This window comes from Amycolatopsis sp. NPDC114505 (genome assembly GCF_055633615.1).
In genome coordinates, this window is sequence record NZ_JBVKDV010000002.1 from 2,030,824 (window position 1) to 2,051,931 (window position 21,108).

At 71.3% G+C, this 21,108-nt stretch carries 21 protein-coding genes; 14 read left to right on the top strand and 7 right to left on the bottom strand.

The window, feature by feature from the left end:
- Nucleotides 1-75: 75 nt before the first annotated feature.
- Genes ACZ7OU_RS27425 through ACZ7OU_RS27440 form a run of 4 tightly spaced genes read right to left on the bottom strand, consistent with a single transcriptional unit; the run spans nt 76 to nt 4,228 of the window.
- Nucleotides 76-1,908, bottom strand: a complete 1,833-nt coding sequence (locus tag ACZ7OU_RS27425; RefSeq protein ID WP_470237214.1) for a CocE/NonD family hydrolase — start codon at nt 1,906-1,908, stop codon at nt 76-78.
- On the bottom strand, nt 1,908-2,729 hold the full coding sequence (locus tag ACZ7OU_RS27430; RefSeq protein WP_470257304.1) for an ABC transporter substrate-binding protein: 822 nt from the start codon (nt 2,727-2,729) through the stop codon (nt 1,908-1,910). Before ACZ7OU_RS27430 ends, ACZ7OU_RS27425 begins: the two co-directional genes overlap by 1 nt.
- 21 nt (nt 2,730-2,750) lie before the next feature.
- Entirely contained in the window at nt 2,751-3,479 is a 729-nt protein-coding gene (locus tag ACZ7OU_RS27435) for an amino acid ABC transporter ATP-binding protein (RefSeq protein WP_470257305.1), read from the bottom strand.
- Nucleotides 3,479-4,228, bottom strand: a complete 750-nt coding sequence (locus tag ACZ7OU_RS27440) for an amino acid ABC transporter permease (RefSeq protein ID WP_470257306.1) — start codon at nt 4,226-4,228, stop codon at nt 3,479-3,481. Before ACZ7OU_RS27440 ends, ACZ7OU_RS27435 begins: the two co-directional genes overlap by 1 nt.
- A gap of 105 nt (nt 4,229-4,333) precedes the next feature.
- Between ACZ7OU_RS27440 and ACZ7OU_RS27445 the strand changes: the two genes are divergently transcribed.
- The 6 genes from ACZ7OU_RS27445 to ACZ7OU_RS27470 all read left to right on the top strand — a co-directional run bounded on the left by ACZ7OU_RS27445 (nt 4,334) and on the right by ACZ7OU_RS27470 (nt 13,897).
- Nucleotides 4,334-5,410: an ArsR/SmtB family transcription factor gene (locus tag ACZ7OU_RS27445; protein ID WP_470257307.1), complete on the top strand. Its 1,077-nt coding sequence runs from the start codon at nt 4,334-4,336 to the stop codon at nt 5,408-5,410.
- Between the two features lie 257 nt (nt 5,411-5,667).
- Entirely contained in the window at nt 5,668-7,821 is a 2,154-nt protein-coding gene (locus ACZ7OU_RS27450) for a cellulase family glycosylhydrolase (protein WP_470257308.1), read from the top strand.
- 29 nt (nt 7,822-7,850) lie between these two features.
- Nucleotides 7,851-9,656, top strand: coding sequence for a rhamnogalacturonan lyase (locus ACZ7OU_RS27455; RefSeq protein WP_470257309.1), 1,806 nt, complete (start codon nt 7,851-7,853; stop codon nt 9,654-9,656).
- A gap of 62 nt (nt 9,657-9,718) precedes the next feature.
- Entirely contained in the window at nt 9,719-10,930 is a 1,212-nt protein-coding gene (locus ACZ7OU_RS27460; protein WP_470257310.1) for a PucR family transcriptional regulator, read from the top strand.
- A 203-nt stretch (nt 10,931-11,133) separates the two neighbouring features.
- A complete protein-coding gene (locus ACZ7OU_RS27465; RefSeq protein ID WP_470257311.1) occupies nt 11,134-13,410 on the top strand; it encodes a molybdopterin cofactor-binding domain-containing protein in 2,277 nt (758 codons plus the stop codon).
- A 10-nt stretch (nt 13,411-13,420) separates the two neighbouring features.
- Entirely contained in the window at nt 13,421-13,897 is a 477-nt protein-coding gene (locus ACZ7OU_RS27470; protein ID WP_470237205.1) for a (2Fe-2S)-binding protein, read from the top strand.
- A gap of 91 nt (nt 13,898-13,988) precedes the next feature.
- Here the strand turns inward: ACZ7OU_RS27470 and ACZ7OU_RS27475 are convergent, their stop codons facing one another.
- Nucleotides 13,989-14,423: a hypothetical protein gene (locus ACZ7OU_RS27475; RefSeq protein ID WP_470257312.1), complete on the bottom strand. Its 435-nt coding sequence runs from the start codon at nt 14,421-14,423 to the stop codon at nt 13,989-13,991.
- A 151-nt stretch (nt 14,424-14,574) separates the two neighbouring features.
- Between ACZ7OU_RS27475 and ACZ7OU_RS27480 the strand changes: the two genes are divergently transcribed.
- The 5 genes from ACZ7OU_RS27480 to ACZ7OU_RS27500 all read left to right on the top strand — a co-directional run bounded on the left by ACZ7OU_RS27480 (nt 14,575) and on the right by ACZ7OU_RS27500 (nt 18,059).
- The gene (locus ACZ7OU_RS27480; RefSeq protein WP_470257664.1) at nt 14,575-14,817 is read left to right on the top strand and encodes a cation:dicarboxylate symporter family transporter; all 243 of its coding nucleotides are present in this window, start codon (nt 14,575-14,577) and stop codon (nt 14,815-14,817) included.
- 211 nt (nt 14,818-15,028) lie between these two features.
- A complete protein-coding gene (locus tag ACZ7OU_RS27485) occupies nt 15,029-15,544 on the top strand; it encodes a roadblock/LC7 domain-containing protein (protein WP_470237203.1) in 516 nt (171 codons plus the stop codon).
- Between the two features lie 33 nt (nt 15,545-15,577).
- Entirely contained in the window at nt 15,578-15,943 is a 366-nt protein-coding gene (locus ACZ7OU_RS27490) for a hypothetical protein (protein ID WP_196425446.1), read from the top strand.
- A 20-nt stretch (nt 15,944-15,963) separates the two neighbouring features.
- A complete protein-coding gene (locus tag ACZ7OU_RS27495; protein WP_470257313.1) occupies nt 15,964-16,632 on the top strand; it encodes a hypothetical protein in 669 nt (222 codons plus the stop codon).
- A gap of 473 nt (nt 16,633-17,105) precedes the next feature.
- A complete protein-coding gene (locus ACZ7OU_RS27500; RefSeq protein ID WP_470257314.1) occupies nt 17,106-18,059 on the top strand; it encodes an anti-sigma factor RsbA family regulatory protein in 954 nt (317 codons plus the stop codon).
- Nucleotides 18,060-18,159: 100 nt separating this feature from the next.
- On the opposite strand, the gene ACZ7OU_RS27505 is transcribed toward ACZ7OU_RS27500, so the two are convergent.
- Nucleotides 18,160-18,351, bottom strand: a complete 192-nt coding sequence (locus ACZ7OU_RS27505) for a transposase (protein WP_470257315.1) — start codon at nt 18,349-18,351, stop codon at nt 18,160-18,162.
- A gap of 3 nt (nt 18,352-18,354) precedes the next feature.
- Nucleotides 18,355-19,056: a helix-turn-helix domain-containing protein gene (locus tag ACZ7OU_RS27510; RefSeq protein ID WP_470257316.1), complete on the bottom strand. Its 702-nt coding sequence runs from the start codon at nt 19,054-19,056 to the stop codon at nt 18,355-18,357.
- On the opposite strand from ACZ7OU_RS27510, the gene ACZ7OU_RS27515 reads away from it, so the two are divergent.
- The 3 genes from ACZ7OU_RS27515 to ACZ7OU_RS27525 are packed head-to-tail and all read left to right on the top strand — an operon-like array spanning nt 19,043 to nt 21,104.
- Nucleotides 19,043-20,044, top strand: a complete 1,002-nt coding sequence (locus ACZ7OU_RS27515; RefSeq protein WP_470237200.1) for an NADH-quinone oxidoreductase subunit B family protein — start codon at nt 19,043-19,045, stop codon at nt 20,042-20,044. The two genes, ACZ7OU_RS27510 and ACZ7OU_RS27515, sit on opposite strands and share 14 nt — an antisense overlap.
- Nucleotides 20,041-20,499, top strand: a complete 459-nt coding sequence (locus tag ACZ7OU_RS27520) for a NifU family protein (RefSeq protein ID WP_470237199.1) — start codon at nt 20,041-20,043, stop codon at nt 20,497-20,499. Before ACZ7OU_RS27515 ends, ACZ7OU_RS27520 begins: the two co-directional genes overlap by 4 nt.
- Nucleotides 20,496-21,104 (top strand): DUF5947 family protein, encoded by a 609-nt coding sequence (locus tag ACZ7OU_RS27525; RefSeq protein ID WP_470257317.1) that lies wholly within the window; start codon nt 20,496-20,498, stop codon nt 21,102-21,104. The genes ACZ7OU_RS27520 and ACZ7OU_RS27525 overlap by 4 nt, the downstream gene beginning before the upstream one ends.
- Nucleotides 21,105-21,108: the final 4 nt, after the last annotated feature.

Sequence of the window (21,108 nt, forward strand, 5' to 3'; positions counted from 1 at the left end):
GGCGACTGTACCCAGCCGCCCGGCCACGGGCAACGCGCGCGTCCTCCCATCGGACTGGGCCGTTCGGGCCACCCCTCAGTCTTCCGGCAGCACCGCCAAAGTCAGCCACGACCGCCCGTCGACGTGCACCCGGTTGGTCGCGACGACCTTCCGGCGGTCGCCGACTTCCCGGGCACCGGTGTTCGTGTTGACGTCGAACCGGGGGAAGTTGCTGGAGCTGACATCGAGCCGGATGCGGTGCCCGGCCCGGAACAGGTTCGCCGTGTCGGGAGCTTCGACCGTGATGTCGTAGACCTCGCCGGGCACCATCGGCGCCGGTTCGGCGAAGGAGTCCCGGTAGCGGCACCGGAGGATCCCGTCGGTGAGGTTCATCGCGAACCCCTGCGGATAGTCCGCGCTGGGCGGGTGGACGTCGATCAGCTTCACCGTGAAGTCCGTGTCGGCCGCTGTGGACGACACCGCCAGCCGGACGGTGACCGGCCCGGCGACCGCGACGTCCCGCGTCAGCGGCGGCGTCTGGAACACCAGCACGTCCGGCCGGCTGTCCAGCGGCAGGAACGGTTCGGCCGCGCCGAAGAAGCGTTCGTCGGGGCACTGGTGGAACGCGCCGCCGCTCATCACCGGCTCGCCGGAGGTGACCTGGCCGCCGAGGGTGGGCACCGGGTCGGCCGGGTCGAAGTCGTAGTCGAGGTACGCGGGAGCCGATGGCGGCGTGCGCGCGAGACTGCCGTCGGCACCGAGGTGGAACACCTGGTCCTCGGCGGTCTCCGGCGGCCACGCGGTGGCCGTGCGCCACCGGCCGCCGTGGTCGAGGCGTCCCTCGGGCGTCCGGCGCCCGGAACCGCCGCCCATCAGGAAGTACCGCACCGGCGGCGGGGTTTCGCCGGACGCGGCGAGGTGCGCGTCGAACCAGCGCAGCCGCATCGTCACGTAGTCGTCGTCGAGGTTCCCGTCGAGCGGCGCCTCGGGCCCGAAGTCGACGTCGCCGGCGTGCCGCTCGCTGCGGGCGCCGTGGGTCCACGGCCCGAGCACGAGGTAGGCGGGGCTGTGCTTCTTGCGGCCCAGCTCGCGGAAGTTCTCGGTGGCGGTGCGGATGTAGGGGTCGTACCAGCTGGAGATGTGCAGGCTCGGCACGTCCGGGAACCGGTCGTAGAACCCGCGCGCGAAGATGCCGGGCTGCCGCCAGTACTCGTCGAACACCCCGTGCTCCCACTGCTCCAGCAGGTAGTCCTCGTAGGCCGGGACGAACCGCAACGGCGACGCGCCGCGCCGCCACGGCATCCGGGTGAACCACGCCCGCAGGTCCTCGGAGTCCAAAGTGGCCCGCAGCACCGGGTCGGCGAGCACCTCCGCGCTGGTGCGGGCGCGGTGGAATGCCCAGGTCACCTGCTTCAGCTCGAACGCGCCGCCCATCCGGGTCCCGGCTTCGTAGGCGCTGGCGAAGCCACCGGAGTCGAGGAACATGGCCGCCAGGTGCGGCGCGCCCAGTGACGCCAGCGCGGCCTGCGCGTGGGCCGAGTAGGAGACGCCCATCGTCGCGACCCGGCCGTCGCACCAGTCCTGCGCGGCGATCCACTCGACGGTGTCGTAGCCGTCCTCGGCTTCGTTGAGGTACTTGGTGAACGTGCCCCCGGAATCGCCGCGGCCGCGGCAGTCCTGGCGCACGACCAGGTAGCCGCCCGTGACGAACCGCCGCGTGGCCACCTCGGGGCCGAGGGGGCCGTCGGAGGGACGCACGAGCCGTCGGCCGTACGGCGTGCGCTCGAGCAGCACCGGCCCGGGCGGGGGATCGGGCCGGTCGGCGTAGAGGTCGGCGACCAGGACGACGCCGTCGCGCGCGGGCACGTCGAGCACGAGCCGCCAGCAGGGCTCGTCCCCGGGCAGCGCCAGCCGTTCCCACCCGCCCATCAGAGCCCGCCCGCGAACTGCGCGCCGAGCGCGGGCCAGGCGGCGACGAGCTGGGGCAGCGGCGTGGTGGTGAAGTACTTGCGGTAGAGCCGCGCGTAGGTGCCGTCGGCGACCATCGCGCCGATCTGCTGGTCGAGCGCGGTCAGCAGGGCGCCGTGGTCCTTGGGCACGGCCATCGACGTCGGATGCTCGACCGGGGCCGAGGCCGCCCGCCGCAGCGCGGGGTACTGCTTGAGGAACTGCTCGGCGTCCGGTCCGCCGACGACGAACGCGTCGAGGGCGCCGTTGAGCAGCTGGCTCACCGCGGCGTTGGCGTTGGGGAAGCCGATCGGGACCGCGCCCGGCATCTTGGCCGGCACGAACGGTTCCTGCGTCGACCCGGTGACCGCGCCGACCTTCCGCCCAGCGAAGTCCGTGAGCTTCGCGGCGGTCGAGCTCGCGGTGGTGAGCACCGCCGTCGTGCTCCAGAACAGGGGCTTGGTGAAGGAGACGTTCTTCTGGCGTTCGTCGGTGACGCCCAGCCCCGCGGCGGCCAGGTCGTACTGGTGGCTGGTCAGCCCGGCCAGCGACGACGTCACGGATGTCGACTTGTAGTCCACCTTCAGCCCGAGCCGTTTCGCGGCCTCGTCGGTGACGTCGATGATGAACCCGACCGGCTTGCCCGTCGGGTCACCGTAGGCGAACGGCGGCTGGCTGGTCTGTGTGGCGGCGCGGATCGTGCCCGGCTCGAGCAGGCCGTACGGGTCGTCGGCGGACGAGGTGCCGCTACAGCCGGCGAGCACGAGGGCGCCGGCGAACGCGGCGACAGCGATGCGGAACATGTGATTGTCCTTTCCGGACGGTCAGAGGACGCGGGCGAGGAAGTCGCGCAGCCGCGGGGTTTCCGGGTCGTCGAGGGTGGCGCGGGCGGGACCGGCTTCGGCGACGCGGCCGTCGTCCATGAACACCACGCGATCGGCTACCTCGCGGGCGAAGCCGATTTCGTGGGTCACGGCGAGCATGGTCATGCCGGAGCCCGCGAGGGTGCGCATCACGTCGAGGACGTCCTTGACCAGCTCGGGGTCGAGCGCGGAGGTCGCCTCGTCGAACAGCATCACCTCGGGTTCCATGGCGAGCGCGCGGGCGATCGCGACGCGTTGCTGCTGCCCGCCGGAAAGGCGGCCGGGCCGCTGGTGGGCCAGGTGCGCGAGGCCGAGCCGCTCCAGCTGGGTCATGGCCGCGGCGTCGGCGGCGTCCTTGCCGAGACGCCGGACGGTCCGCAGCGCGGCGGTGACGTTCTTGAGCACGCTCAGGTGCGGGAACAGGTTGAAGTGCTGGAAGACCATGCCGACGCGGGCGCGGACGGCGTCGACGTCCACCCCGGCGCCGGTGATCGCCGTGCCGCCGATCCGGATCTCTCCGGCGGTCGGCTCCTCCAGCAGGTTGAGGCACTTGAGCAGGGTCGACTTGCCGGAGCCGGACCGCCCGATCACGCAGACGGTTTCGCCCGCGGCCACGTCCAGGTCGACGTCTCGGAGCACTTCGATCGGGCCGTAGCTCTTGTGCAGGCCGCGCACGGACACCGCGGTCATCAGACGGCCGCCTTCGCGGGAACGGGCACGACCGGCGCCGGCCCGGCGGGGAAGCGGCGGCCTTCGCGCATGCGCTTGTCGAGCTTGTTCACCGCGTAGGTGAGCGGGATGGTCAGCAGCAGGTAGCAGAGGCCCGCGGCGACCAGCGCCGACGAGTTGTACGTCGCCGCCTGTCGTTCCTGGGCGATGAAGTAGAGCTCCCGCTGGCCGAAGCCGAGTCCGAGCAGGTACACCAGTGCGCTCTCCTTGATGTCGATGATGAACTGGCCGGCCAGCGCGGGCAGGACGTTGCGCACGCCCTGCGGGACGACGACCACCCGCATCGCCGTGAGGTAGGGCATGCCGAGGCTGCGCGCGGCGTGCAACTGCCCGGCGGGGACGGCCTGGATGCCGGAGCGGAAGATCTCGGCCGAGTAGGCGGCGGAGATCAGCGCGATGGCGAGCACGGCGTACCCGAGCGGTTCGCGCCCGAAGGGCCGAAGCCCGGCCGCGGGGAGGCCGACGCCGACCAGGCTGACGGTGACGATCGCCGGCAGCCCCCGGAAGACGTCGACGTAGATCCGGGCGGGCAGCCGGAGCAACCGCCGCCGGGACAGCAGCAGCATCGCCAGCAGCACCCCGGCGACGACGCCGAAGACGATCGCCAGCGCGGCGATCAGCAGGGTGTTGCGCAGCCCTTCGGTCAGCAGCGCGGGCAGGACGCCCAGGATCTCGTGGAGGTCGAAGAAGGTGCGCAGGAAGTCGGGCATGACCTGGCCTCTCGTGTCGCGGATCCCGGAAGGCTAGGTCCGTTTCCCCGCGCTGCCGCCGACGCTTACCGCGACCGCGGTAACCATGGGGCCTAAGCTGCACGCATGCCGGTGGTGCTGTCGGTTCACGGGGCCCGGGCGGCCGATCTCGTCGCCGGGGTCTCGCCGCTGGCCGAGCTGCTCGCGTGCCTGCATTCGATCGCCGAACCGGAGCACCACTTCGAGGTGCGGCCGTGGCTCACCCGGGTCCGGGCGGACACCTCGGCCGGGCTGCACGGCCGGCTGAAGACCTACGCGCCGCTGTGGGCGCGCCGCCGCTGCCGGCTGCTGCTGCCGTTCGAGCTGCCGCTGGGACGGACGTTCGAGGAGGAGCTGGGCCGGCTCTCGCAAATGCCGATCGCCAGCTTCGCCGCGACCGCGGCCGAGGCGATCCACGGTGGCTTCGTGGAGATCGGCGACCTGCTGGGCGACGCGGCGGCGCGCGAGGCCTACGTCGCGGCGTGCGAGCGGCGGTCGTTCGGCCGCGGCGAGCTGGCCCGGCACCTCGTCGGCGACCCGGAGGCGTTCCGCGCGGACCTGCTGGACGTCCTGCGCGCCTGCGCCGAGGAGTTCTTCGCCGACGAGTGGGCGCGCGTCGCGCACCGGCTGGAGAGCGAGTGCGCGACCGTGCGGGCGCGGGTCAGCGCACTGCCGGTCGCCGAGGCGCTGGCCTCGCTCAGCCCGAACGCGGCGGCGCGGCAGGACCCGCCGTCGGTGGTGTTCGACAAGCTCCAGTCGCTGCACGCCGACCTGCGCGGCCGCCGCTGCCTGCTGGTGCCGTCGGTGCACGCCCGGCCGCACCTGATCGTCAAGGTCGACCCGGGTTTCCCGGTGGTGGTGCATTTCCCGGTCGAGGGCGACGGCGCCCGCGACACCCTCGCCCAGGTCCGCTTGCGCCTGGCGATCCTCGCCGACCCGGCCCGGCTTTCGCTGTGCCGCCACCTGGTCAACGAGCCGATCACGACGTCCGACCTGGCCGCCCGCACCGGGATGACGCTGCCGCAGGTCTCCCGCCACCTGGGCCGCCTGCGCGAAGCGGGCCTGCTGATCTCCCGCCGCGACGGCCGGATGATCCAGCACCGCCTCGACCTCCAGCGGCTGATGCAGCTCGGGGTCGACGTGCTCACCACGATCATGCGCTGACGCTGTCGTCCACTGTGGACCGACCGCGTTCGACGACGTGGTCGAATCCGCCGATACTTTCGCGCGGGTGACCGAGCCGTTACACTCCCGTGCTGGGAGCGCTCCCAGGCCGACTGTCCCTGTCGACTTCCTCCAGGAGGATCGGTATGACCCGGCGTTTTCTCCGGGCGCTCGTCGTCGGCTTGCTCTTCGCCGCCTGCGTTGTCGTCCAAGCCCCCGTCCCAGCTACGGCTACCGCAGCGGCCCCCACCCGGATCATGGCCCTCGGTGACTCCATCACCGGCTCGCCCGGGTGCTGGCGCGCCCTGCTGTGGAAGCACCTGCAGGACACCGGCCACACCGACGTCGACTTCGTCGGGACGCTCCCCGCCCAGGGCTGTGGCTTCACCTACGACGGTGAGAACGAGGGCCACGGCGGGTTCCTCGCCACCGGCATCGTCCGGGACAACCAGCTGCCCGGCTGGCTTTCCGCCACCCGGCCGGACATCGTCCTGATGCACCTGGGCACCAACGACGTCTGGAGCAACGTCTCCGCGAGCACGATCCTCGACGCCTACACGACCCTGCTCGGCCAGATGCGGGCGAGCAACCCGGCGACGAAGCTCGTCGTCGCGAAGATCATCCCGATGAACCCGGCCACCTGCTCCGCCTGCGCCCAGCGGGTCGTCGACCTGAACAGTGCCATCCCCGCCTGGGCCCAGGCGCACAGCACTGCCGCGTCGCCGATCACCGTCGCCGACCAGTGGACCGGCTTCGACACCGCGGCCGACACCACCGACGGCGTCCACCCGAACAGCACCACCGGCATCCAGAAGATGGAAAGCCGCTGGTACCCGGCCCTGGTCGCGGCGCTGCCCGGCGCCACGGCGGCGGCCGGCCTGCACGTCAGCGGCACCCAGGTCGTCGAAGCGAACGGCGCCGCGTTCGTCATGCGCGGCGTGAACCACCCCTATGCCTGGTATCCCACTCAGACCGGCGCGTTCGCGGACATCAAGTCCTTCGGCGCCAACACCGTGCGCGTGGTGCTCGGCAGCGGCCAGCGGTGGGGCCCGACGTCGGCGGCCGAGGTCGCGAACGTCGTCTCGCTGTGCAAGCAGTCCCGCCTGATCTGCGTGCTCGAAGCGCACGACACCACCGGATACGGCGAGGAGGGCGCGGCCGCGAGCCTGGACCAGGCCGCGAGCTACTGGATCAGCGTCGCCAGTGCCCTGAAGGGCCAGGAGCACTACGTCGTGATCAACCTCGGCAACGAGCCGTTCGGCAACAACCAGCAGGTGAGCGCGACCTGGGCGAGCGCGACGAGCAACGCGATCACCCGGCTGCGCGGCGCCGGCCTGGAGCACCTGCTGATGGCCGACGCGCCGATGTGGGGCCAGGACTGGCAGAACATCATGCGCGACAACGCCGCCTCGGTGGAGAACGCCGATCCGCGGCACAACACGGTGTTCTCCATCCACATGTACGGCGTCTACGACACCGCCGCCGAGATCACCGGGTACTTCGACGCCTTCCGCACCGCCGGCCTGCCGCTGGTGGTGGGGGAGTTCGGGAACATGCACACCGACGGCAACCCCGACGAGGACACGATCATGGCCCAGGCGCAGGCCCGCGGCCTCGGCTACCTCGGCTGGTCGTGGAGCGGCAACAGCAGTGACGTCGCCTACCTCGACCTGGTCAACAACTTCAACCCGGCCAGCCTGACGGCGTGGGGAGAGCGCTTTCTCACCGGCACGAACGGCGTCCGGCAGACCTCGAAGGAAGCCACCATCTACGGCGGCGGCACCGCGGACACCGTGGCCCCGACGACGCCGGGCACGCCGTCCGCGTCGGCCGTGACGTCGACCGGCGCCACGCTGAGCTGGAGTGCCTCGACCGACAACGTCGGCGTCACCGGCTACGACGTCCTCCGCGCGACCGGCAGCGGCACGTTCGCCCAGGTCGGCACGACCGGGACGACCACGTTCACCGACACCGGCCTGACCGCCTCGACGACCTACCGGTACCAGGTGCGGGCCCGTGACGCGGCGGGGAACGTTTCGGCGAACTCCGCGGCGGCGACCGCGACGACCACCGCAGGCGGCTCGGGGACCTGCAAGATCGGCTATTCCGCGCCGGCCTGGGGCGGGGGCAGCGGGTTCACCGCCTCCGTGACCATCACCAACACCGGCACGGGCACGCTCACCGGCTGGACGCTGGCCTTCACCTACGCCGACGGCCAGCGCGTGACCCTGCCCGGCTGGGGCGCGACCTTCACGCAGAACGGCGGCGCGGTCACCGCCACCAACCTGTCCTGGAACGGCACGCTGGCCCCGAACGCGTCGACCGGCATCGGCTTCAACGGCACGTTCACCGGGTCCAACCCGGCACCGGCCTCGTTCACCCTCAACGGCAGCACCTGCACGACCGGCTGAATCCGTCCATTGTAGACAAGGAGAAGAGCATGTTCACGTTGAGTCGCAGCCTGCTCGTGGGCGTCCTGGTGGCCGCGTTGCTGCCGGGCGTCGCGGCGGGGGAGACCGCGCCGACGTTCGACAAGCTGAACCGCGGGGTGGTCAGCGTCCACACCGCGGCCGGAAACCGGGTCGGCTGGCGGTTGCTCGCCGACGACCCCGCGGGCGTGGAGTTCGCCGTCTACCGCGACGGCACGAGGGTGACGCAGACACCCGCCGGCGGCCCGACCGGCTTCCTCGACGCGGGCGCTCCCGCCGGGGCGAACTACACCGTCCGGGCCGTCGTCGGCGGAGTCGAACGGATGTCGGCCTTCGCCGCGGAGAAGTCGCTGACCCTGGACAGCGCGGCCGCGGCGAGCACCCGGGACGTGCCGATCCAGATCCCGCCGGGCGGCACGACGCCGTCCGGGGAGAGCTACACCTACGCCGCGAACGACGCGAGCGTCGGCGACCTGGACGGCGACGGCCAGTACGAAATCGTGCTGAAATGGGATCCCAGCAACGCCAAGGACAATTCGCAGTCCGGCTACACGGGTGACGTCTACGTCGACGCCTACCGGCTGGACGGCACCCGCCTCTGGCGGATCGACCTCGGCCGCAACATCCGCGCCGGCGCGCACTACACGCAGTTCCAGGTCTTCGACTACGACGGCGACGGCCGGGCCGAGGTCGCCATGAAGACCGCCGACGGCACGCGCTCCGGCACCGGCCAGGTCATCGGCAGCTCCAGCGCCGACTACCGCAACTCGAGCGGGTACGTCCTGTCCGGGCCCGAGTACCTGACGATGTTCAACGGCCAGAGCGGGGCCGCGATGTCCACCGTGAACTACGACCCGCCGCGCGGCACCGTGTCGTCGTGGGGCGACAGCTACGGCAACCGCGTGGACCGCTTCCTGGCCGGCACCGCGTACCTGGACGGCTCGCACCCGAGCCTGGTCATGTCCCGCGGCTACTACACCCGGACCGTCATCGCGGCCTGGGACTTCCGGGGCGGCGCACTGACCGAGCGGTGGAAGTTCGACTCGAACTCGGCCGGGTCGCAGTACACGGGCCAGGGCGATCACCAGCTGGCCATCGCCGACGCGGACGGCGACGGCCGCGACGAGATCGTCTTCGGTGCCATGGCCGTCGACGACAACGGCAGTCCACTGTGGAACACCCGGTTCGGCCACGGCGACGCCATGCACGTCGGCGACCTCATCCCGAGCCGGGCCGGGCTGGAAGAGTTCAAAGTGGACGAAGACACCTCGAAGCCGGCCGCCTGGATGGCCGACGCCAAGACCGGGCAGATCATCTGGCAGAACGCGTCGTGCTCCTGCGACAACGGACGCGGCGTGTCGGACGACATCTACGCGGGCGGCCCCGGCGCCGAGTCCTGGTCGTCCGCGGTGTCCGGCCTGCTGAACACGAGCGGGCAGAACATCGGGCGCAAGCCGTCCTCGACGAACTTCGTCATCTGGTGGGACGGTGACGCCCAGCGCGAGCTGCTCGACGGCACCCACATCGACAAGTACGGCACCAGCGCCGACACGCGCTTGCTGACCGCGTCCGGTGTGCACGCGAACAACGGCACCAAGAACACGCCGTCGCTGCAGGCGGACCTGTTCGGCGACTGGCGCGAGGAGGTCGTGTGGCCGACGTCGGACAACCGCGCGCTGCGGATCTACTCGACCACGGACGCGACGAGCATCTCGCACGTCTCGCTGATGCAGGATCGGCAGTACCGGGAGGCCGTGGCGTGGCAGAACACCGCGTACAACCAGCCGCCGCACCCGAGTTTTGCGCTGGCGAGGTGAGCGGGAACCGGGGTGGCGACGTAGGCTGATCCGCCGGCGAGAGCGTGACAGTGGTGGTGCGGATGGGCGAGGCACGGGCGGACGCCCGGGACACCGCGTGGTCGCTCGCGGCCAGGGTGCTGGACGAGCTCGACGAGCTCACCGGCGCCCTGGTCGCCGTCATCGTCGAGCAGAACCCCGGCTACCGGACGGTCGACGTCGTGCCCGACGACGACCTGTGGCGCTCCTGCCACGACAACCTCCGCCGGGTCCTGCAGCTGATCGGCCGGGGCGCCGGCACCGGCGAGGACCTCTACGACGCGGCGAAGGCGACCGGCCGGCGCCGGGCCGAGCAGCAGCTGCCGCTCGACGACGTGCTGCGCTCGTTCCGGATCGGCGGGCGGCTGGTCTGGCAGGCGCTGACCGAGAAGGCCAGGGCGACCGGATACGTCAACAACGAGGCGATGCTCGACCTCGCGACCCGCGTGTGGGAGGTCGTCGACGCCACCTCGGCCCAGGTGGCGCTGGCCTACCACGTGGCGGAGCGCAGCTTCGTCCGCGCGGACGAGCAGCGGCGCGCGTCGCTCTGGGAAGGGCTGCTGCAGGGCCGGGCGGCCGACGCCGGGTTCGCCTACGAGGCGGGCCGGGCGCTGCGCCTGCCGATCTCGGGGCCCTACGTCGTCGTCGCGGCCGCCGGGCCCGGCGACGCCGCCTTCGCCGAGCCGCTCGGCTCCGCGCTGGAGGACCTCCGGTCGGCGTCCGCCTGGCAGTCGCGCGCGGACGTGCTCGTCGGCCTGGTCTCGCTGCCGGGCCGCGAGGTGGCCGACGCCGTGGCGGCGATCGGGTCCGTGCTGACCGTGCCGGCCGGCGTGTCCCTGGTCGTCGACGGGCTGGCCGCCGTGCACACGGCCTACCGCCAGGCGGTGCTCGCGATGCGGACGGTGCCGCCGGGCCGCGTCGACGTCGTCTGCCTGGCCGAACGGCTGCCCGAAGCGCTGCTGCTCAGCTCGCCCGAGCTGACCGAGTCGCTGCAGCAGAACTGGCTGGGCGGCCTGCTGGACCTGCGGACGGCGGAACGCGGCCCGCTGCTGGAGACCCTGGCGACGTGGGTGCGCACCGGCGGTTCGGCGACGCGCTCGGCGCAGGCGCTGCACTGCCACCGCAACACCGTGCTCAACCGGATCCACCGGATCGAAGAGCTGACCGGCCGGTCGCTGACCGGCGGTGACCTGGCCCTGGAGCTCGCCCTGGTCGTCCGTGCGCTGCCCTTCCTCCCGCCACCGCGCGTGCCGTGATCGGTACCCGCTGTGCACTTTGCACAACGACACTAGGCCAAATGTAGGCACTCAGATGCTTCATTCGGCGGCGTGATGTGTGTAACACTCCGGCCGGCGGTGCTCAGGCCCGCGCTTCTCCCACACCGTCGTTCGAGAGGTCCCAGCCGCTCATGCCCGAACACGACCCTTCCGTCCCACCACCCGGGTCCGAGCCACGCTCCATGGCCCGCCGCCGCTTCCTCGGTTTCGTGCTCGCCGCGCCGACGCTCGCCGTCGCCGCGCAGGTCGGGGGCGCGGAACTGGCGCCGAGCAAGGCCGACGCCGCGATCCCGTCCCTGCCCCAGCCCGAGGACATCTTCGACCTCGGCGACCTGCAGAACCTCGCCGCGCTGCCGACGTCCGGCCTGATCAGCGTGCAGATCGGCGCCGACGGCCGGGCCGCGTTCGCCGTGCCGCGCGCCGAGGTCGGCCAGGGCATGACCACCGCCGTCGCGATGATGATCGCCGAGGAGCTCGACCTCCCGCTGGACAAGATCGACGTCACGCTCGCCGACGCCCGGCCCGAGCTGCTGATGAACCAGCTGACCGGCGGCTCCAACTCGATGCGCAGCATCTACACGCCGGTCCGGACCGCCTCGGCGATCGCCCGGCAGCGGCTGATCGCCGCGGCCGCCGCGAAGTGGGGCGTGCCCGCGTCGCAGCTGACGACGTCCGACGGGGTCGTGCGCGGTTCCGGCCGCACCGCCAGTTACGGCTCGCTCGCGAAGGCCGCCGCCTCCGCCACGACGATCAGCGTCGCGGCGACGTTGAAGCCGCGGTCGCAGTTCAAGGTGCTCGGCACGCCGCAGAACCGCCTCGACGCCCACGCCGCGGTCACCGGCACCAAGCAGTTCACCCTCGACCTGGACGTGCCGAACGCGCTGCCGACCATGGTCGCCCGGCCGCCCACGATCAACGGCACCCCGCGCGCGATCCTCAACGCGGCCGAGGTCAAGGCGATGTCCGGGATCACCGACGTCGTCGCGCTCTCCCACGGCGTCGCGGTGCGCGGCCGCACGTTCGGCCAGTGCATCGACGCGATCCGGGCGCTGAAGGTGACCTGGGGCGCGGGCACGGTCGACGGCGAGTCCGACGCGACCGTGCTCAAGAAGCTCAAGGCCGCGCAGCTGCCGATGGCCGTCCCCGGCCTGCTCGACCAGTACCTCGACGCGGAGTTCACCTTCGCCGCCGCCAGCAACAGCCCGCTGGAGACCGGCGCGGCGATCGCCGACGTCCGCGCGGACCGCGCGGAGATCTGGTCGTGCCTGAAGGTGCCGATCGTCGCCCAGGAGGAGATCGCCAAGCTGCTGGGGATGCCGCAGGACGCGGTGAAGGTGCACGTCACCCAGGGCGGCGGCTCGTTCGGCCGGCACCTCTTCCACGACGCGGCCGCCGAGGCGGCGGAGGCGTCGCAGAAGATGGGCAAGCCGGTCAAGCTGATGTGGTCGCGCACCGACGACTTCCGCCAGGGCCGCATCCACCCGATGTGCGTGTCGCGCGTGCGGGCGACCTACCTGCTCGGCAACGTGATCAGCTTCGAACAGCGGCACACGAGCGTGCAGACGGAGTTCAGCCACGGGCTGGGCGAGATGATCACCGCGACCGCCGCGAAGCTCCCGATCGCCGGCAACCTCAGCTTCGCCGAGTCGATCTTCCTGCTGAGCCAGTCGTCGCCGTACAACTTCGGCGTCACGACCCAGCTGCTCAACGAGATCCCGCTGAAGTTCAACACCGGCAGCATGCGCAACATCTACTCGCCCAACGTGGTCACCGCCGAAGAGCTCGTCGTCGACCAGCTGGCGAAGAAGTTCGGCAAGGACCCGGTCGCGTTCCGCCGCGAGTTCCTCAAGGACGACCGGCTGCGCGCGGTGCTCGACAAGGCCGTCCAGGTCGGCAACTGGGGCCGTTCGCTGCCCGCGGGTGTGGCGCAGGGGATCGCGCTGCACGCGGAGTACCGCGGCGCGGTCGCGGTGCTGGTGGAGATCGACTGCCGGCCGGCGACGGTCAACCGCCCGATCCGTGACGGCGTCACGGGTCCGCGGGTGACGAAGGCGCTCGTCGTCGTCGACCCGGGCTTCGCGATCAACCCGCGCGGCCTCGAGGCGCAGATGATCGGCGGCCTCAACGACGGCATCGCGATGTGCCTCACCTCCAGCATCCACATCAAGGACGGGATCCCGCTGGAAGGCAGCTGGGACAACTACTTCTACACCCGCGAGTGGAACACCCCGCCCGAGACGCAGGTCGTCGTCATGCCGAACACCTCGTCCAGCCCCAGTGGCGCGGGCGAGCTCGCGGTAGCGCCGTCGTTCGCCGCCGTGGCCTGCGCCTACGCGCGGGCGGTCGGCAAGATGCCGACGTCGTTCCCGATCAACCACGGCACGCTGAGCTTCGAGCCGTTGCCGCTGCAGCCGTCCACACCGCCGTCGCCCACCGACGGCCTCGACCACGCCTACTAGGAGCCCCGCTGTGCCGAACCAAACGTTCAAGGTCAACGGCCGCGTGGTCACCGTCGACGCCGACGACGACCTCCGGCTGCTGTGGGTCCTGCGCGACCTGCTGGGCATCACCGGCCCGAAGTACGGCTGCGGGCTCGACGTCTGCAAGGCGTGCACCAGCCACATCAACGGCAAGGCGTTCAACCCGTGCTCGGTCCGGGTGGCCGACATCAAGGAAACCGACGAGATCACGACGATCGAGGGCCTGCCCGCGACGGTGGGCAAGGACCTCCACCCGATGCAGCAGGCCTGGCTCGACCGCGACGTCGCCCAGTGCGGCTACTGCCAGCCGGGCCAGATCATGGCGGCGGTGGCCAAGGTCCGCCAGGCCCAGGCGGCGGGCCGCGACATCACCGACGCCGACCTGGACGAGATCCGCAACATCTGCCGCTGCGGCACGTACGCCCGGATCCGCGAGGCGGTGAAGGCAGGCGCGGCGAACATGTGACGCCCGTGATTGGAGGGTCGACACGGCACCTGCCGCCGTGTCGACCCTCCAATCACGCTTGCCGGGCGAGTGATCGGCACTTCACGGTCGGCTACTGACCTTTGGTCTCGCACCGGACGAGCGGCGCGGCCTCGGTACCGGACGCGACGCAGTCGACGGCTTTCCCGGGCCCGGGAACGGGGTAGGCGAAGACGGTCGCCGCGTCGCTGTCCCGGCCGACGGAGAACTTGACTACGGTCGGTGTCCACGTCGCGGTGCCGTGCAAGGTCTTCGAGTAGTACACGGTGTGCGGGCCGATGGTGGTGCCCATGCCCTCACCGTCGTCGTTCAGCTCGTGCACGTTCAGCACGTAGTCCCCGGCGGCGTACTTGCCTTCGTTTTCGTGCCCGGCCTCGGCCGGCGCCGCACTGACGACCTCCGGCGCGACGGGATCGGCGGCGGTGGCCATGACGGTCGCCCCGATCGCGACGACGGCGGCCCCGGCCGCGACGGCGATGACCCCGATGCGCCTGGTCTTGAGTGCCATGTGCCTCTCCCTCGCTCCGGCTTCCCGATCAAGCTAGGGGAGCGGGGGCGGGGGCCACCTCGGCCGAAGGTACCGGCGGACTCATCCTTTCGGCCGAGGCCGAGATCGGTCGCGAGCCTTTTCGGCCCATTGCGGCCTTTGAGCCGATTTCCTGGCCCAGGCCACCGGCACGGACCTCGGCTGGCAGGCGCAACTGGGCCTGCTGCTGGTGCTGCTGACCTCGAAGGGCGGCGCCGGGGTTTCCGGTTCCGCGATCGCGGTCCTCGCGCTGACCCTCACCGCGACCCACACGATCCCGGTCAGCAGCATCGCGCTCGTGGTGGGCAAATGGGAGAAGGCCATCGACCGCGAACGCCTGCACGCGGAACTGGACGCCGGCTACCAGGCGGCTTGACGCGGCGAATGGTCCAAAGTGAACTACCGGCTACGCAGAGATACAACCGTGATCGGACACTTCTGACGGCATAAGCGCATTTCAGGCGCGGTGCCGAAAATTCGGAACACGGGTGCCTTCTTCGGTGTGATCAATGGACGCCGGTCTCGCTGGTGAATTATTTTTGGTTACACCAACCGGCGTGCTTCACCCGATCGTGTAAAGGCGAGGGGTGACCATCTGGCGCGCAGTGATGATGGCTGTAGGGTCCCCCGCGGCAGGGCAACCCGAACGGCTGATCATCTTTTCGACCGCCGGATTGCTCATGACTTCGACCGGAATCACGGGCCGACCGGTGATTCCGAAAGAAAGAAGAGAATTGGACTTCGACGCACTGGCCGCTGAGCTGCGAAACCTCCGGGAAAGCGTAGCGGGGGTGACCGGCACGGTGCTCGCCGCGGTCGACGGCATTCCGATCATCGCCGACGCGGACGATTACCTCGATCCGGCGAAGATCTCCGCGCTCGCCGCTGCCGATCTCGGGATCGCGCGCCAGGCCGCCGAGATGACCGGGAAGGGCACGCTCAGCCAGACCGTCGTGTTCGGCAGCGACGGCTACATGGCCGTCTACGCCGTGGGCCGGCTGGCGCTGATGGTCGTCCTGGGCGACAAGGGCCTGAACGTCGGGCGTCTCCTCTTCGAGTCCCGGCCGGTCATCGAGCGGATCGGCACGATCCTGGCCGCGTAGCAAGGCAGTTCAACGGAAGGAAAGAGCATGATGATGAACATCGACACCGCGCTCAAGGAAGCCATGTCCATCGCCGGCGCCGTCGGCGTCGCACTGGTCGACTACGAGAGCGGGATGTCGCTCGGCACCAGCGGCGGTGGTGAGTGGCTCGACCTGGAGGTCGCCGCGGCCGGCAACACCGAGGTCGTGCGGGCGAAGCTGCGGGTGATGTCCTCGCTCGCGCTCAACGACAGCATCGAGGACATCCTGATCACGCTGCACCGGCAGTACCACCTGATCCGGCTGATCAACACCTCGCGCAACTCGCTGTTCCTGTACCTGGTGCTGGACCGGGAGCGGGCGAACCTCGCGCTGGCCCGCCACTACCTCAAACGCATCGAAGCCGACCTGCAGGTGTAGCTCCGGAGGAGGAGAGGGCGATGACCGGAGGCGGCTCCCGCGCCGCACTCGTCATCGGCACGGCGTTGATGCGCGACCTCGGTTCGTTGTTCCCGGTGGCCATGAACCTCGCCGGCGACGAGCTGGCGTTCACCTTCGTGTCGTCCTGCCCTTCGCCCGACGCCGTCGAGGAGTGGGTGCGGCTGCGGTCGGGTGCTGTCGTGGCCGACCGGGTGCTCCGCTTCTCCGTCGACGCGGACGGCAGGCGGATCCGCGTCGAGCTCGCCGGGACGCCGGTCCGGGCCCTGGTCGTGCTCGCGGCCGACGTCACGGCGGCGGCGGTGAACGCCCCGCGCCTCGGCCGCTGGCAGGATCAGATGCCCTGCACCCTGAAGGTGGCGCTGGACGAGCTGGCCCGCGTGCTTTCGCGGAGCCACCACCGCGCCGGCGGCGCCGAGCCGCTGATCGACCTGGACCTCGCGTACCGGCCGGACCGCGACTACGAGCTCCGGCTGTCCGGGGCGCACGAGCGGGTGCGCCCGTTCATCGCACCGGTCCGGCCGGTGCTCGCGATGCGCTGGCGCTCGACGACTTCCGCGCAGCGCAAGGCGATCCTCGACGAGCTCCCGGACGGCGCGCCCGCCCGCGGCTGGCTCCGCCGCCGGCGCACCGTCCGGATCATGGGACTGGAGATGGAAGTCTCGTCCTGACCGGGCCGGCGCCTTCCGCCGCCCTCGCGCACTCGCCGCGGTAGGGCCGAAAGACACTTTCCGCCGACCGACGCGGAGCCGTACCGTCGAATTCCGCTGTGCCGCCGCCGCTGTGGCTTATTCTCTCGCGCCCATTTACCCGGCGGATCAGCCAGGAATTGTCCTTCGAACACCTGGACGCAATGGTTTCCGGTTCATTTCCGGAGTGCCCGTGGACAGTAGTGTCCGCCACCGGTCCCGGTGAGACACAACTGGCCGTCAACCTGCGGCGTCGCCGCGAGTTCGGGTTCGGAGCGCGGATCCCCCGACCGCCGGTGGGTCGCACGGGGCAATTGCTCCGAACGGGTGCAATCAATTCGCCGAGTAATAGCCGGATCGGGCGCCGTCGAGTACGCTTCCGGCCGTCTGCGGGAAAATTCCGGGAGAAAACACGATCTTCGTGACGAACGATCGGCGACGGCTCAGGAGGCTTCGTGCACAGGACGACTCCGGCCGCCGGATCCGCGCCGGAAGGTGCGCCGGAAGCCGGTTTCCGGCACCAGGGGTGCCTCTACGGCAGCGACGCCGAGTTCCTCGCGATGGCCGTCCCGTTCGCGCAGGACGGGTTGCGCCGGGGCGAACCGGTGCTGGTGACCACGACCGCGGCCAACCTGGAGCTGCTGGAAGCCGTGGTGGGCGCCGACGCCGACCGGATCGCCTTCGCCGAGTCGGCCTACATCGGCCGCCGGCCGGAGAAGCTGGCCGACGCCCTGCACCGCTACTGGCGGCGGCACCGGTCCACGGCGCCGACCGGCGCGGTCCGCGTCCTCGCCGAGCCCACGCGGGCGGGCAACCCCCTTGACGAGGCGGCGTGGCGGCGGGCCGAAGCGGAGTTCAACGTGACCCTGGTGAGCACCCGCATCTGGATGATCTGCCCGTACGACACCCGGATCCACGACGCCGGCGCGGTCGAGCACGCCCGGCGCACCCACCCCGAATGCGTCGTGGGTCAGGAAGTCCGGCCGTCCGCCGAGTTCACCGCGCCCGAGGAGGCCGGCGGATGCGGTGTCCCGGCGCCGGCGGTGACGTCCGCCGATCTCTTCCGCTTCGAGGGCGATCTGGTCGCCGTCCGGCGGCACGTGCTGGACCGGGCGAGCGCTCTGCTGGGTTCCGAGGACACGGCGACGTTGTTCGGCGTGGCCGTCGGCGAAGCGATCGCCTACCTGCTCGAGCACGGCATCGACCGGGCGGCCGTCTGGGTGCGGCCGGCGGCCGGCCGGGTGGTGTGCACGCTGCACAGCGACCGGCCGGTCGACGGCCCGGCGTTCTACGGCCTCCGCCCCGCCGGCACCGGCCTGTGGATGACCGACCGGATCTGCGAATGGCTCGACGTCAGCTCCGACGCCGCGGGCTGCACCATCGAGCTGGCGATGCCCGCCGGGCCCTAGCGCCGCGAGCCGGAAGCGTCCAGGCGCTGTCCTGTAAGTTGATCCACTCGAGGTCGCCGACGGCGGCGTCTTTGACGATCACCCGGTCGAGGATCTTGGCTCAGGTGCCGTCTTTGGTCCACAGCCGCAGCCGTCCATGCGCGGTTCCACGGTCCGTAGCGGTCGGCAGGTCACGCCACGGAGCGCCGGTGCGCAGCTTCCCCAAGATCGCGTTGATGACTTGGCGGTGTTCCCGCCACCGCCGGCGACCGACCACGTCCGCAATCCGACCGGAGCGCCGCGAGCCGGACACGCCCTAAGACACTTCTGTCCCGCGCCGCAGCCGCACGTCGCCGAACCGGTCTTCGATGCGGCGCAGGTCGCGCAGCCGGGGCTCGGTCTGCCCGCCGAGCCAGCGGGTCAGCGTCTTGGCGGACACGTCCAGCTGCTCGGCGGCGGTCTCCTTGGTGATCCCGCGGCGGTGCAGCGCCTCGGCCAGCCACTCGGCGAAGCTGGCGGCCGGCTCCGGCGGCGGGGCGGCCGGACCGGCCGGCCGGTCGTGGGACGGGAGCACGTCGAACTCGACGCGCCCGGGGTATTTCCGGCAGGAGACCTCCAGCACCCCCGACGGTCCGGCGGCGGTCAGCAGGGCCCGGAGGATCGTGTTGCCGATTTCGCGGTCTTCCGCGTCGGCGAGCGGCGCGTCCCCGAGGCACCGCTGGACGAATTCCCGGATTCGCGGAACCGCGGACGGGCGGGCCGGAAAGATCTTCGTGACGATTTCGACCGGCACCACCTCGATCGACTCACCCTGCGACCGGCCGGCCGATTCCATTTCGATCAAAGTCCCTTCCGACGACGTCTTCAGTGTAGTCGTCGAAACGCGAAGCGCGGACGCCCGGTTTTGTCCCCGCCGCTCGATCAGGAGTGTCCGGCACCCTTGCCGCCCCTGTCCGACGGGACTACGGTAACGGCTTCTCGCGCGCGCGGCGAAGGGGTCAACGATGGTCAGCGCCACGGAGGCCGGTTCCGGAAATCCACCGCCGGCGGTCCATATTCTGTGGATGAATGGCGGGCTGAGCTGCGACGGCGAATCGGTGGCGCTCACCGCGGCCACCCAGCCCAGTATCGAAGAGATCGTTCTCGGCGGCCTTCCCGGTCTGCCGGAGATCGAGATGCACTGGCCGTTCCTCGATTTCCAGAGCGGGCCCGACGGCGGCCGGGACAGCTTCATCGAATGGTGGCACCGCGCGGCCCGCGGCGAACTCGACCCGTTCATCCTGATCGTCGAAGGATCGATCGCCGACGAGACGAACAAGGCCGAAGGCTACTGGAGCGGGTTCGGCACCGATCCCGAAACCGGCCAGCCCGTGACGGCGAGCGAATGGCTCGACCGGCTCGCACCCCGGGCGATGGCGGTCCTGGCCGTCGGCACCTGCGCCAGCTACGGGGGAGTGCACGCCATGGCGGGCAACCCCACCGGCGCGATGGGCGTGCCCGAGTACCTCGGCCGGGACTGGCGGTCGTGGGCCGGGCTGCCGATCGTGTGCGTCCCCGGCTGCCCGGTCCAGCCGGACAACCTCTCCGAGACCATCCTGCACCTGCTGTTCCAGGTGTCCGGGAGCGCGCCGGAGATCGACGTCGACGAAGCGCTGCGGCCGAAGTGGCTGTTCGGGAATACCGTCCACGAAGGCTGCGACCGCGCCGGGTACTACGAACAGGACGAGTTCGCCGACCGGCACGACTCCCCGCGCTGCCTGGTGAAGCTGGGGTGCTGGGGACAGGTGGTCAAGTGCAACGTGCCGAAGCGGGGCTGGATCAACGGCGTCGGCGGCTGCCCGAACGTCGGCGGCATCTGCATCGGCTGCACCATGCCCGGGTTCCCCGACAAGTTCATGCCGTTCATGGAGGACCCGGCCGACGCCGGTGTCCCGACGGCGACGACCAGCGTGGCCGGGTCGGCGATCCGCATCCTGCGGGAGATCCGGATGGCGGGGGACCGGTGACACCCGCTGTCCGGGCCCGCCTCGGGACACTTCTGGGTGCCCTGCTCGCCGGGCCGCACCGGCGGCCGGCCGAGGAGCTCGTCCGGCAGCTGACGGACCTGTACGGCGACGGCCTGACCCGGGTCGTCGAGATCCTGCGCGAGAACGCCCCGGCGCTGCTCGGCCCGATCGCCGCCGACGACGTCGTCACGGACCTGCTGGTGCTGCACGACCTGCACCCCCTCGACGCGGCCGCCCGGGTCCGGCGGGCCCTGGACCGGCTCGGGGGCGACGTCGGATATCTCGGCCTGCACGACGGGGTCGTGCGCGTCTGGCTCGGCGGCGGATGCTCGTCCGTGCCCCGGGCGACGGTGGAGGCGGCCGTCCGGGACGCCGCGCCGGAGGTCGCCGGCGTCGAGTTCGTCACGGCCCTGTACGAGATCGGCGTGGGACCGCCGGCGGGACGGGCGTCATGAGCGTCCACAGTGGATCGTTCCCGGCCGTGCGGGCGCCGCGGGCGGTGCGGCCGGAACGGTGCGAGCTGTGCGGGACGCCGGTGGCCGCCCGCCACGGCCACGTCGTCGACACCGGCCGCCGCGGCCTGCTGTGCTCCTGCCGCGCGTGCTTCCTGCTGTTCACCCGGTGCGCGAGCGAGGAGACCCGCTACCGCGCGGTGCCGGAGCGCTACCTGTGGGACCCCGGGCACCCGGTCGCCTGCCTCGACTGGCGCCGGCTCGGTGCCCCGGCCGGGTTCGCGTTCGTCCTGCGCCGCGGCACGCGCGTCACGGCGTTCCATCCCGGCCCGGCCGGTGCCACGGAGACCGTCCTGCCGCCGGAGCTCTGGGCGGACCTCACCGCGGGCCACCCGCTGCTGGCGGCGGCGGAGCCGGAGGTCGAGGCGATCGTGTTCCGCGGGACGGAACGGCTCACGGAGTGCTTCCTCGTCCCGATCGACGCGTGCTACCGCCTCATCGGCGCGGTCCGCCGGTTCTGGACGGGCGGCGACGGCGGTCCGGAGATGCGCGCTCGCGTCGGCGAGCTGTTCGCGGAGATCGCTTTCCGGGCGAGGCCGCTAACCTGACCGC

What these genes read in the sequence shown, in the direction of transcription:
- ACZ7OU_RS27440 (WP_470257306.1), bottom strand. Translation starts at nt 4,228, where the DNA reads ATGCCCGACTTCCTGCGCACCTTCTTCGACCTCCACGAGATCCTGGGC.
- ACZ7OU_RS27465 (WP_470257311.1), top strand. Translation starts at nt 11,134, where the DNA reads ATGGCCCGCCGCCGCTTCCTCGGTTTCGTGCTCGCCGCGCCGACGCTC.
- ACZ7OU_RS27450 (WP_470257308.1), top strand. Translation starts at nt 5,668, where the DNA reads ATGGCCCTCGGTGACTCCATCACCGGCTCGCCCGGGTGCTGGCGCGCC.
- ACZ7OU_RS27475 (WP_470257312.1), bottom strand. Translation starts at nt 14,423, where the DNA reads ATGGCACTCAAGACCAGGCGCATCGGGGTCATCGCCGTCGCGGCCGGG.
- ACZ7OU_RS27515 (WP_470237200.1), top strand. Translation starts at nt 19,043, where the DNA reads ATGGTCAGCGCCACGGAGGCCGGTTCCGGAAATCCACCGCCGGCGGTC.
- ACZ7OU_RS27435 (WP_470257305.1), bottom strand. Translation starts at nt 3,479, where the DNA reads ATGACCGCGGTGTCCGTGCGCGGCCTGCACAAGAGCTACGGCCCGATC.
- ACZ7OU_RS27430 (WP_470257304.1), bottom strand. Translation starts at nt 2,729, where the DNA reads ATGTTCCGCATCGCTGTCGCCGCGTTCGCCGGCGCCCTCGTGCTCGCC.
- ACZ7OU_RS27525 (WP_470257317.1), top strand. Translation starts at nt 20,496, where the DNA reads ATGAGCGTCCACAGTGGATCGTTCCCGGCCGTGCGGGCGCCGCGGGCG.
- ACZ7OU_RS27445 (WP_470257307.1), top strand. Translation starts at nt 4,334, where the DNA reads ATGCCGGTGGTGCTGTCGGTTCACGGGGCCCGGGCGGCCGATCTCGTC.
- ACZ7OU_RS27460 (WP_470257310.1), top strand. Translation starts at nt 9,719, where the DNA reads ATGGGCGAGGCACGGGCGGACGCCCGGGACACCGCGTGGTCGCTCGCG.
- ACZ7OU_RS27495 (WP_470257313.1), top strand. Translation starts at nt 15,964, where the DNA reads ATGACCGGAGGCGGCTCCCGCGCCGCACTCGTCATCGGCACGGCGTTG.
- ACZ7OU_RS27490 (WP_196425446.1), top strand. Translation starts at nt 15,578, where the DNA reads ATGAACATCGACACCGCGCTCAAGGAAGCCATGTCCATCGCCGGCGCC.
- ACZ7OU_RS27425 (WP_470237214.1), bottom strand. Translation starts at nt 1,908, where the DNA reads ATGGGCGGGTGGGAACGGCTGGCGCTGCCCGGGGACGAGCCCTGCTGG.
- ACZ7OU_RS27455 (WP_470257309.1), top strand. Translation starts at nt 7,851, where the DNA reads ATGTTCACGTTGAGTCGCAGCCTGCTCGTGGGCGTCCTGGTGGCCGCG.